The organism is Streptomyces sp. NPDC058307 (assembly GCF_042880295.1).
Lineage (GTDB): Bacteria > Actinomycetota > Actinomycetes > Streptomycetales > Streptomycetaceae > Streptomyces.
In genome coordinates this window covers 38,908-49,749 of record NZ_JBHVYZ010000025.1, presented here as the reverse complement: position 1 = coordinate 49,749, position 10,842 = coordinate 38,908, and the positions used below count along the sequence as shown (strand labels likewise).

Below are 10,842 nucleotides of genomic sequence, written 5' to 3'. Positions count from 1 at the left end.
GTGCCCCGGCGTACGGTTTCCAATGGGGGGGGGGCGCCGCGCCTGGAGGGGCCGCTTACCCCCGCTTCCCCCGGCGGGGGGGCGGTTACCCCCCCCCCCCCGACTCGTGTTCGGACGGGTTTGGTCCGCACCCGCGGCACAGCCCTGTGGTCTTCGCGGTCGGCCGAGGTGGGCGAGCACGGTCGCCACGGGCCTCCGGCGCTCGTGATGTCGCCGGCGGTGGCTGACCATGGCGTCCGTCGCGTCGGCGGCTGACGGTGGCGTGTCCGAGGGGCTTGCGGACGGCGGTTGTCCACCCGTGGGTGGAGGGCCCGGCTGCCTGGGAATCCACCCGTGATCCACCCCAGCTCCGATCTCCCGACCTGCGGATTTCCGTAGCTTCGAAGGTGTCGGCGGCGTCCGCTGCCGGCAGACCCTTCCTCGCTCACGGAGGCTGTGATGTCCGGGCTCGTCGACGCGTTGCTGATCGTGGTCGCGGTGGTCGCGGTGATCGCCCGGCAGTTCCGGGCGAGCCGGATCGACACCGCCCGGCGCTGGTGGCTGCTGCCCGCCGTCCTGGCAGCCGTGGCACTGCGCGAGCCGGGTCTGGTGGACGCCCATCACCGCACGGCATCCGTCACCCTGCTCATCGCCGAACTGCTCACCGGCCTCGCTATCGGGGCCGGCTGGGCCTGGACGAGCCGTATATGGACGGAGTCGGACGGCGAGGTGTGGAGCAGAAGCACCAAGGCGAGCGGAGCTGTTTGGGCCGTAGGCATCGCCCTGCGCGTCGGCCTCTTCGCACTCGGTGCGGCGATCGGTGTCCACCAGGACTCCTCCGCGCTGCTGCTCGCCCTGGCGACCACCCTGCTCGTGCGCTCCGGGATCCTGGTCCGGCGAGCGCACTTCCTGAGCCCTCTCGCCGCACCCGGCCCGGCGTACGGTGAGCCCATGGTCCGGTCCACGGGGAAGGAACGCGTGTGACGGACAACGCCTGGACCCACTGGCCCTCCCGGGAGGCGCTCGGGCGTGAGGCGACCACGCGTCCTCGGCGTCTGCTCGGCTGGGTCACGCGGTCGCTGGTGCTCGCCATGCTCCTGTGGGGCGCTTTCCACAGCAGCCATGTGCAGGGCTGGGGCGTGCTCGGAGCAGTGACGGGAATCCTCCTGTCCGCCGTCGTCGCCTGGGCACTCTTCCGCACCACCCTGGAGCACCGGCTCTGGCTCTCCCTGGCGCTCTACGGCGTCCTCCTGACGATCGCGGTCGCCGCCCAGGCCGCCGACTTCGGGGTCGTCGCCCTCGTGCTCTGGTGCGGCTGCGCCATCACCGCCCTGGAGCGGCTGCCCATCGCCGCCGCCCTGCCCGTGACCGTGGTCGCCCTCGCCCTGTACGCCGCCTTCAACGACGACGTGTGGCTGACCACCCTGGCCACGACCGCGGGGCTCGCCCTGGCCGGCTATGTCCTGCGACTGGACGCCGAGGCTCGCGGGAACGCCCAGCGGCTGCTCAACCAGGAGCGGGCCGCGCGGGCGGCCGAGGCGGAGTCGGCGGCACTCGCGGAGCGGGCCCGGATCGCTCGGGAGATTCACGACGTGCTGGCCCACAGTCTCTCGGCCCAGCTCGTGCACCTGGAGGCGGCCCGGTTGCTGATCGAGAAGGGTGCGGACCGGGACCAGATCCTAGAACGGGTGGTGGCGGCCCGGGGCATGGCCCGCGACGGTCTCACGGAGACCCGGCAGGCGCTGTCGGCTCTGCGTGGGGACATGACTTCGCTGGAGGAGTTCCTGAGCCGGCTCGTGGGGACGGCCGACGGCGCCGAGACCACCATTTCGGGTGAGCGCAGACCGCTGCCGGCCGAGGCGTCCCAGGCCGTGCGCAGGGTCGCGCAGGAGGCCCTGACCAACGTCCGCAAGCATGCGCCGGGAGCCATGGTCCGGATCTGGCTGGAGTACGGCGAGGAGCAGGTGACGCTGGTCGTACGGGACTCGGGTGGTTCGGCGGGCGAACTCACCACCATCGGAGGCGGGTACGGTCTGCTGGGGATGCGGGAGCGCGCCGAACTGCTGGGCGGTTCGCTGGACGCCGGGCCGGACGACGGAGGGTTCGTGGTGACGTTGAAGGTGCCCGTATGACGGTGGGGGCGGAGACGAAGCCCGCGCGGGTGGTGGTCGCGGACGACCAGACCGTGGTGCGCGAAGGCATCGTCATGCTGCTCGGTCTGCTGCCCGGGGTCGAGGTCGTGGGCGCGGCCGGGGACGGGGAGGAGGCGGTGGCGCTCGTCGCCGAACTCGCCCCGGACGTGGTGCTCATGGACCTGCGCATGCCCCGCTGCGACGGGGTGGAGGCGACCCGCAGGATCCGGGCCCAGTACCCGGGGACGCAGGTCGTGGTGCTGACGACGTTCGCGGACGACGAGTCGCTGTTTCCCGCGCTCAAGGCTGGGGCACGCGGCTATCTCACCAAGGACGCGGGAGGTGACGAGATCGTGCGGGCCGTGCACAGCGTGCTCTCCGGGGATGCCGGACTGTCGCCGAGCATCCAGCGGCGACTGCTGGAGCGGCTGTCGGACCCCGAGCCTCCGCAGCCGGTGCCCGCGGAGGCGCCCGACGGGCTCACCGCCCGGGAGGTCGAAGTGCTGGAGCTGATCGCCGAAGGACTGACCAATCAGGAGATCGCCCGCGAACTGCATGTCTCCACAGCCACGGTGAAGACCCACATCAACAACCTCTTCGCCAAGACGGGCATCAAGGACCGTGCGCAAGCGGTGCGTTACGCCTATGCGAAGGGGCTTGTACGGCCACCGATGGGAGGAGTCACCTGATGGGGTGAAGAGCACCGGGAAAAGAGTCGGGGATGTTCCCGTTCTGTCCATCCTTGGGCATGCAGTCAAGCAACGCTCGTCCCCGCGGAAGCGAGGGCGATGCCGAGAGTTCGGCCGAGAACCACGACGGCCACGATGTGGCCCGCGCCGAAGCGTGCGCCGGGGTGCGGTACGACGATCCCTGGTACGACGAGCTCGCCTCCGGCTGGGGCGAGACGGGCGGTGACGGCACATCCGTGGCACCGGTCGCGACGGCACGCGCGGAGCGTGAGGACCGGGCCGCCGCGGCGGCCGACGTCTACCTCGAGGTGCAGCGCAGCGCGGCCTTCCAGGAGGTGCGCAGCAGGTATCGCAGGTTCGTGGTGCCCGCGGGCATCGGGTTCTTCGCCTGGTACGTGGCCTACGTCGTGACAGCGACGAGCGCGCCGGGACTGATGGCGCGGCCGGTGGCAGGCGCGGTGAACGTGGCGATGCTCGCGGGGCTCGGGCAGTTCCTCACCACCTTCGTGCTCACTTGGGCCTATGCCCGGCACGCGCGTCTGCGCCGGGACCGGGCCGCCCTCGAACTGCGATGGGACACCCAGGAACTGACGCGCACGGCCCGGGGCGGTGCGTCGTGACGGGGAACCACCAGACTCTGGCGCTGCTGCTGTTCAGCGCGTTCGTCGCGGTCACGCTGGGGATCACGACGTGGGTGAGCCGCCACCGGCACGGTTCGGCGGAGGAGTTCTATGCGGGCGGTCGGCTGTTCTCGCCGATGGAGAATGGTTTTGCCATCGCGGGTGACTACATGTCGGCCGCGTCCTTCCTCGGTATCTCCGGGCTCATCGCGCTCTTCGGGTACGACGGCATGCTCTACTCGGTGGGCTTCCTCGTGGCCTGGCTGGTGGTGCTGTTCCTCGTCGCCGAACTGGTGCGCAACTGCGGGCGGTTCACGCTGGCCGACGTGGTCGCCGCGCGGATGAGCGAGCGGCCGGTGCGGATCGCGGCGGGAACGTCCTCGGTCACCGTGTCCGTTCTGTATCTGGTGGCCCAGATGGTGGGCGCGGGCAGCCTGGTCGCGTTGCTGCTCGGAGGCACCAGCCAGGCGGCTCAGTCCTGGACCGTCATCGGCGTCGGGGCGCTCATGGTGATCTATGTGTCCCTGGGCGGGATGCGGGCGACGACCTGGATCCAGATCGTCAAGGCGGTCCTGCTGCTCGGTGGGACCGTCGCATTGACCGTGCTCGTGCTGGTGCGGTTCCACGGCGACGTCGACCAGTTGCTGCTCACGGCGGCGGAGCGCAGCGGCCACGGCCAGTCGTTTCTGGCACCTGGTCTGAAGTACGGCGGGGACTGGACCGCCCGCCTCGACTTCATCAGTCTGGGGCTCGCTCTCGTGCTCGGCACGGCGGGGCTTCCGCACATCCTGTCCCGCTTCTACACCGTGCCCACGGCACGCGCCGCACGGCGTTCGGTGGTCTGGTCGATCGGGCTCATCGGCGGCTTCTATCTGATGACGATCGTCCTCGGGTTCGGTGCCGCGGCGATCGTGGGTCCCGAGACGGTCCGGGGATCGAACGCCGCGGGGAACACCGCCGTCCCCCTCCTGGCCCTCGACCTGGGCGGCGGCGCCGACTCCACGGGAGGAACGGTTCTGTTCGCGATCGTCGCCGCCGTGGCCTTCGCCACGATCCTCGCCGTGGTCGCCGGCATCACCCTCGCCTCCTCGGCCTCCGTCGCCCATGACCTGTACGCCTCACTGCGGCGCCGACGGGCCAGGCCGCGCAGCGAGGTGGCCGTGGCCAGGACCGCCGCCGTCGGGATCGGCGTGATCGCGATCGCCCTCGGCCTGCTGGCCCGCGATCTCAACGTCGCCTTCCTGGTGGGCCTCGCCTTCGCCGTCGCCGCGTCCGCGAACCTTCCGGTGCTGCTCTACTCGCTGTTCTGGCGGGGGTTCACCACCCGGGGTGCCGTCTGGTCCGTCTACGGTGGCCTGATCCCCGCCATGGCCCTGGTGCTGCTGTCTCCCGTGGTGTCCGGCAGCCCGGAGTCCCTCTTCCCAGGCGTCGACTTCCAGTACTTCCCGCTGCAGAACCCCGGTCTGGTCTCCATCCCGCTGGGCTTCGTCGCGGGCTGGCTCGGCACGGTCACCTCGGCGGAGGTCGCCGACGAGGCCAAGCACGCGGAGACCGAGGTGCGGTCGCTCACGGGGGCGGGGGCCGTGTAGGCACGGCGTCTGTGACCGGACGGCGCCCTCGTCGTCGTACGGCGCCCGTCTTCGCCGTACGACCTCGCTGTTGGGGCATCTCGGGGTGTACTGCTACGGCGTCACCCGCGCGTACCGGTGCTCCGGGCGTCCGGTGTCGCCGTATCTGAGGGACAGGCGGAGGCGGCCGGCCTGTTCGAGGTGGCGGAGGTAGCGCTGGGCGGTGGAGCGGCTCAGGTCCGTCTCGGCGGCGACCTCGTGGGCCGACAGCGGGTGGCCGACGTGGTGCAGGACGCGGCAGATGAGGTCCGTGGTCGGCTCCGAGTGGCCGCTGGGCAGGCCGGGGGAGGCCGGAGTCGAGGTGGTGCGCAGGGCGCTGAAGATGCGGTCGACCTGCTCCTGACCGGCGATGCCGTGGCCACCGACCCGGTCGACGGTGCGGCAGGACGCCACCTTCCCGTGGCGCACGGTCCTGTCCAATGTCATGGTCGGCCCTCGCTTCCGGGGCGTGCCCAAGGCGGAGGCCAGGCAGAAGGCGCGGGAATGGCTGGCCCGGGTCGGGCTCACGACCTTCGAGGACCGCTACCCCCATCAGCTCTCCGGAGGCCCGCGCAAGCGGGTCGCGCTCGCCGCGACCTTCGTCAACGACCCCGTGATCCTGCTCATGGACGAGCCGTTCTCCGCGCTCGACGTGCAGACCCGGGCCTGGGAAGCGCTCTCGCGGACCGAGGTCATCGATCCCTTCAACATCTCCATGCCCTCGAAGATCTGGGACCAGATCTGGACCTGGGTGACGCACGGGACCGCACTCGGTTCGCTGGGCGAGCAGGTCTGGTACACGCTGTACGAGGCGCTGCTGGGCTGGGTCGTCGGTGTGGTGGCCGGTGTGGTCCTCGGTATTGCGTTGGGGCGGATCACCTTGGCGCCGACAAGATGCCCGCCGACTACTCGCAGGGCAACAAGCTGCTGTACGCGGTGGCCATCAAGAACACGCTGCCCATGTTCACCGACGACGGCGTGATGCCCAAGGACGGTCCCGAGACCGTCGAGAAGGTCCTCAAGGAGTTCGTCGACAAGGCAGCGCAGAACGCCGGCTGATCCTCCTCACGGGCGGGTCGCCCACACATAACGGTGTTCCGGACGGCCCGCCTCGCCGTACTTGAGGGTGAGTCTGGCCCGCCCGGTGCGCTCCAGGAGCTTCAGGTAGCGCTGGGCGGTCTGCCGGCTCACCCCTGTCCGGTCGGCGATCTCCTGCGCCGACAACGGCCCTTCGGCGTTCATCAGAGACCTGCGGACGAGCTCCACCGTGGTCGGGGAGTGCCCCTTGGGCAGATCGGGTTCCGTCGGCGAGGAGAGCGCGCCGAAGATGCGGTCGACCTCCGCCTGCTCCGCCTCGCCGCCGCCGTCCAGGGTGCGCCGCAGTTCGGCGTACGCCTCCAGCCTGACCCTGAGGCCCGCGAAGGCGAACGGCTTGACCAGGTACTGCAGCGCGCCATGACGCATCGCCGCCTGGACGGTCGTCACGTCCCGCGCCGCCGTCACCATGATCACGTCGGTCTGGTGGCCGCGCCGGCGCATCTCCTGGACGACCGCCAGGCCCGTCTCGTCGGGCAGGTAGTGGTCCATGAGAACCAGGTCGACGTGGGGGAGGCTATCCAGCTGACGCAGCGCCTCCGCGGCGCTGTGCGCCTCGCCGGCCACGTGGAAGCCGGGGACCTTCTCGACGTAGGCGGCGTTGACCCGCGCCACGCGGGTGTCGTCGTCCACGACCAGGACCTCGATCATCGCGACTCCTCCTCGACGGCGGTGGGCCGGGCGGGCGGCGCGGTGAGCGCCGGTTGCGGCTCGGCCAGTGCGTCCGGCAGCACGACGGTGAACTCCGCGCCTCCGCCGCCGGCCTCGCCCACGGTCGCGCTGCCCCCCTGCCGTTCGGCGAGCTTGCGCACGAGGGAGAGCCCGAGGCCGCGCCCTCGATGCGCGGGCGGCTCCTTGGTCGACCAGCCCTCTGTGAAGACCAGTTCCCGCTGTTCCACCGGGATGCCGGGCCCGGTGTCCCGCACCCTGAGGACGGCGGTACGGCCCTCGGTGCGCAGCTCGACCTCCACGCGCGCGTGCGGTGCGCCGGCGGCGGCGTCCAGGGCGTTGTCCACCAGGTTGCCGACGATCGTGACCAGCCCGCTCGGATCGACCAGCCGGTCCGGCAGCCGGGTCCCGTCGGAGACCCACAGGGCGACCCCGCGTTCGGCGGCGACGGTCGCCTTGCCCACCAGTAGCGCTGCGAGCAGCGGGTCCTCGATCTTCTCGGTGACCTGCTCCGCGGTGGCCCGGTGGTCGCCGACGACCTCTCCGACGAACTCCACGGCGTCGTCGTACATCTCCAGCTCCAGCAGCCCCAGGAGCGTGTGCATACGGTTGGCGTGCTCGTGGTCCTGGGCGCGCAGGGCGTCGATGAGGCCATGTGTCGAGTCGAGTTCCCGGCCGAGCTGCTCCAGCTCGGTGCGGTCGCGAAGGGTGGCGACGGCGCCGCCGTCGTCGGTGGGCATACGGTTGGCGACCAGCACCCGCTGGCCGTGCACGGTGACCAGATCGGTGCCCGTCACGCGTCCGGCCAGGACGTCGGCCGTACGGCCGTCCCCGAGCGCCTCGTCCGGGGAGCGCCCGACGGCCTCGTCGCCGATGCCCAGAAGACGCCTGGCCTCGTCGTTGAGCAGGCGGATGCGCCCGGCGCGGTCCAGGGCGACGACGCCTTCCCGGATGCCGTGCAGCATGGCCTCGCGCTCGGAGAGCAGAGCGGCGATGTCGGAGAAGGCCAGGTCGCGGGTCTGTCGCTGGACTCTCCGGGAGATGAGCCAGGCTGCCAGCGCCCCCACGGCGAGGGCCCCGCCGGCGTATGCGAACAGCCCCGGAATCGCGTGGATCAGCCGGGCGCGCACGCTGTCGTAGGCGATGCCGACGGAGACGGCCCCGACGATGTTGTGCCCGCTGTCGTACAGCGGCACCTTGCCGCGGGCGGTACGGCCCAGGGTGCCGCTGTCGATCTGCATGACCTCCTTGCCGGCCAGGGCCTGGCCCGGGTCGGTCGAGACGACCCTGCCCACCTCGCCGCGGGTGGGGTGCGACCAGCGGACACCTCGCCGGTCCATCACCACGACGTACTCCGCCCCGGTCGCCCTGCGGATCCGCTCGGCCTCCCGCTCGACGGGGCCGTCGGGCAGCGGGGGCGTGTCCTTGACCTGCTCCGGGATCTGCGACTCCGCGGCGATGGTCTGGGCGATGGCCAGCGCCCGGCGCATCGCCTGGTCGTCCAGCTGGTTGCTCAAAGGCGCGAGGAACAGACCGGTCGCGAGCACCGCTACCCCCGCGGCGATCGCCAACTGCATGAGAAGAACCTGCGAGAACACCCGGCGGGGCAGGCCGAGGCGCCGGCGGCGAGCAGGGGGAGTGCGGCTCATACCCATGACGGTACGGGGAGGCGCCGGATCCGCCGCAGGGGGTGTGGCATGGATCTCTTGATCAATACGTTGACGGACTCGCCGGTCCGGTCAGCTCGCCAGCGCTGCCGATGTGCTCAACTCGCGCACCGCCACCACGTCCATCCGCGCGGGTGAGCCGAGCACCGACGCCCCGCAGCTCTCAGGTCGGGGCGGCAGGGAGGCGCTCTGGGCCACGAGGACGCGCCAATGGCGGCCGTCGGCGTGCGCGAGGGTCACCTCCCAGCGCGGGGCGGCGCCGTCCGTGCGTACGACTGTCAGGGCCTCGGCCGCGTATTCACGCACCGCCGCGCGGACGGCCAGCTCGGCCGCCTGGCCGGGACGCTCCCAGGCGGAGTTGCCGCGACACCCCTCGACCACGATCCGGCCCTCCTGCACGCGCTGGAGGACTTCCTTGACGGCATGGGCCTCGGCGCGGCCGTAGGCGTAGCCGTACGGCAGGACGAGCAGCGTCGGGGAGAAGCGGTGACCACCCAGATGGGTGACCTCCCAGGCGCCGTCGACGCCAGAGGCGGCCAGTGCGGCGGCGAGTGGACGGCCCAGGAGCGCGCAGCAGCGGTCCCGTTTGCCGTTGGTGCAGACGAGTGCGAGCGGATCGCCGGTGTGTGGGCGTCCACCGAGCGCCGTGTCGAAGGTGCGGTGGTCACCCCTGCCGAGCGCGGCGAGGTCCACGCCGAGCAGATCCCATGGATCGCGGGTCGTCGCACTGTGCAGCCACACCTTGCCGGGCACGGTGTGGGCGGCGTACACCTGCCGGGTGGTGAGTGCTCCGCTGTCGGCGTGCCGTCCGGGGCGGCGGATGAGCGCGATGCGCACGCCCGTGTCCTTTGCCGCGGCCTCCAGGGCGCGGCCCAGCGCGGGGTCCAGGTGGCTCGAAGTGAGCGCCTTGGCGCCCCAGGGACCGGACTGCTCCAGCAGCAGCCAGGTCCGCGCGGTGGCCGCGGTTCCGGAAACGGGCTCGTCGAGGTCGTGCGAGACCGTTGAGCAGGTACTCACACAGGTGAGCCTAACCTGACTAGGCGCGCGGCGACGTCCGGCCGGGTCCGTGTCAGGGCTCCGGCAGCGGCTGTGGTGGCTTCGGGCCCATGTAGGTGCCGCTCGGGCGCATGCGCAGCGGACGTTCCCCGTACTCCTCCAGCGCGTGCGCGATCCAGCCCGCCGTACGGGCGACGGCGAAGACCGTCTCGCCGGCCGTGGCCGGCATCCCCGAGGAGGCGGTGAGCACGGCGAGGGCCAGGTCCACGTTGGCATGCAGGGGAGCGTGGCGGGCGGTGGTGGCCACGATGTCGCGGGCCGCGAGGAGGGCGGGCTCGGCGCGCGGAATCTCCTCCAGGAGGGCGAACAGAGCACGCGCGCGCGGGTCCTCGCCCGGGTAGAGACGGTGACCGAGGCCCGGGATGCGACGGCCGGCCCGCAGCTCCTCCGAGATCACGGGGGCCGCGTCGCCGCGGTCGAGCACGTCGAGCAGCAACTTGTGGGCGAGCCCGCTGGCCGCGCCGTGCAAGGGGCCCTCCAGGACACCGAGTCCGGCGGACACGGCCGCGTACGCGTGCGCGCGAGCTGATGCGGCGACGCGTACCGCGAGGGTCGAGGCGGCGAGGTCGTGGTCGACGAGAAGGCCCAGTGCGGTGTCCAGGGCGCGCAGGGACGCCTCGTCGGGCTTGCGTCCGCTGAGCCGCGTCCACAGCCGGGGGGCCAGCCGCGCGTCGTCGCGGCGGCGGTCGTGGAGCACGGGCGGCAGCGCGGCGACGAGGGTGGGGATGAGGGTGCGGGCGCTGCCGAGCACGGACTCCTCGGACAGGTCGAAACGCAGTGGGTCGGCCGCCGCGGCGGCGATCGCGGCGACGCGCAACCGGTCGGTGGGGCCGGTGTGTTCGGGCAGCGCCTCCACCGCGCGGCGGGCCGTGTCGACCGTGGCGTCGGGTGCGGTGAAGGTGATGCCGGGCTGCATGCGTCCGGTCCAGAGCCACTCCGCAATCTCTTCGTAGGAGTGGCGCGCGGCGAGTTCGGTCGCGTCGACGCCCCGGTAGTAGTAGCGGTCCCGGTCGATGAACGTGATGCGGGTCCGCACGGACAGTTCGCCGCCGGAGCCCGGACTCCCGCCGCTCTCCCGGCGGTTGCGCCGGGCGAGGGCCTCCACCTCCTTGGCGTCGAAGGTGCTGCCCCGGCCGCCGGGAACGCGTCGGCTGCTGAGCTGTCCGCGGCTCACGTAGGCGTAGACGGTCTCGGGCTTCACGCCGAGCAGTTCGGCGGCCTCCTTGGTGCTGAGCCGGTGGTCGGCGGGGCCGGGGAGGGGGGCTTGATCGCGCATAAGAGGTCACCGTATCCGCAGCCAAGTGGGTTGATTAGCCTGCATTGATCTA

Annotated in this window: 9 protein-coding genes and 4 pseudogenes; 8 read left to right on the top strand and 5 right to left on the bottom strand. The window is 71.8% G+C overall.

The annotated features are described in order from the left end of the window. Window positions 1–438 precede the first annotated feature (438 nt). From ACFVYN_RS19585 to ACFVYN_RS19565, 5 genes are read left to right on the top strand one after another with little or no spacing between them, the layout of a single operon-like run. Window positions 439–963, top strand: a complete 525-nt coding sequence (locus tag ACFVYN_RS19585) for a DUF1453 domain-containing protein (RefSeq protein ID WP_390000001.1) — start codon at window positions 439–441, stop codon at window positions 961–963. Continuing rightward, a complete protein-coding gene (locus ACFVYN_RS19580; protein ID WP_389999998.1) occupies window positions 960–2,111 on the top strand; it encodes a sensor histidine kinase in 1,152 nt (383 codons plus the stop codon). The genes ACFVYN_RS19585 and ACFVYN_RS19580 overlap by 4 nt, the downstream gene beginning before the upstream one ends. Continuing rightward, entirely contained in the window at window positions 2,108–2,800 is a 693-nt protein-coding gene (locus ACFVYN_RS19575; RefSeq protein WP_389999995.1) for a response regulator, read from the top strand. The genes ACFVYN_RS19580 and ACFVYN_RS19575 overlap by 4 nt, the downstream gene beginning before the upstream one ends. Window positions 2,801–2,859: 59 nt before the next feature. Further along, window positions 2,860–3,420: a DUF485 domain-containing protein gene (locus ACFVYN_RS19570; protein WP_389999992.1), complete on the top strand. Its 561-nt coding sequence runs from the start codon at window positions 2,860–2,862 to the stop codon at window positions 3,418–3,420. Continuing rightward, window positions 3,417–5,009: a cation acetate symporter gene (locus tag ACFVYN_RS19565; protein WP_389999990.1), complete on the top strand. Its 1,593-nt coding sequence runs from the start codon at window positions 3,417–3,419 to the stop codon at window positions 5,007–5,009. Before ACFVYN_RS19570 ends, ACFVYN_RS19565 begins: the two co-directional genes overlap by 4 nt. Window positions 5,010–5,102: 93 nt before the next feature. On the opposite strand, the pseudogene ACFVYN_RS19560 reads toward ACFVYN_RS19565, so the two are convergent. Continuing rightward, window positions 5,103–5,438 (bottom strand): annotated as a pseudogene (locus ACFVYN_RS19560) (helix-turn-helix domain-containing protein); the annotation flags it as partial. Between ACFVYN_RS19560 and ACFVYN_RS19555 the strand changes: the two are divergent. From ACFVYN_RS19555 to ACFVYN_RS19545, 3 pseudogenes are all read left to right on the top strand, one after another. Continuing rightward, a pseudogene (locus ACFVYN_RS19555) lies at window positions 5,428–5,694 on the top strand (ATP-binding cassette domain-containing protein); the annotation flags it as partial. The pseudogenes ACFVYN_RS19560 and ACFVYN_RS19555 overlap by 11 nt on opposite strands. Then, a pseudogene (locus ACFVYN_RS19550) lies at window positions 5,695–5,910 on the top strand (ABC transporter permease); the annotation flags it as partial. It abuts the pseudogene before it with no gap. A gap of 2 nt (window positions 5,911–5,912) precedes the next feature. Continuing rightward, window positions 5,913–6,086, top strand: a pseudogene (locus ACFVYN_RS19545) (ABC transporter substrate-binding protein); the annotation flags it as partial. Between the two features lie 6 nt (window positions 6,087–6,092). On the opposite strand, the gene ACFVYN_RS19540 reads toward ACFVYN_RS19545, so the two are convergent. The 4 genes from ACFVYN_RS19540 to ACFVYN_RS19525 form a co-directional block, all read right to left on the bottom strand. Next, window positions 6,093–6,773, bottom strand: a complete 681-nt coding sequence (locus ACFVYN_RS19540) for a response regulator (protein ID WP_389999987.1) — start codon at window positions 6,771–6,773, stop codon at window positions 6,093–6,095. Next, window positions 6,770–8,440 (bottom strand): ATP-binding protein, encoded by a 1,671-nt coding sequence (locus ACFVYN_RS19535; RefSeq protein ID WP_389999984.1) that lies wholly within the window; start codon window positions 8,438–8,440, stop codon window positions 6,770–6,772. The genes ACFVYN_RS19540 and ACFVYN_RS19535 overlap by 4 nt, the downstream gene beginning before the upstream one ends. Window positions 8,441–8,530: 90 nt before the next feature. Further along, window positions 8,531–9,475 carry a sucrase ferredoxin gene (locus ACFVYN_RS19530; RefSeq protein ID WP_389999981.1) on the bottom strand — a complete coding sequence of 315 codons (945 nt, stop codon included), beginning with the start codon at window positions 9,473–9,475 and terminating at the stop codon, window positions 8,531–8,533. Window positions 9,476–9,527: 52 nt separating this feature from the next. Continuing rightward, window positions 9,528–10,790: a citrate synthase gene (locus ACFVYN_RS19525; RefSeq protein ID WP_389999978.1), complete on the bottom strand. Its 1,263-nt coding sequence runs from the start codon at window positions 10,788–10,790 to the stop codon at window positions 9,528–9,530. Between the last annotated feature and the right edge of the window lie 52 nt (window positions 10,791–10,842).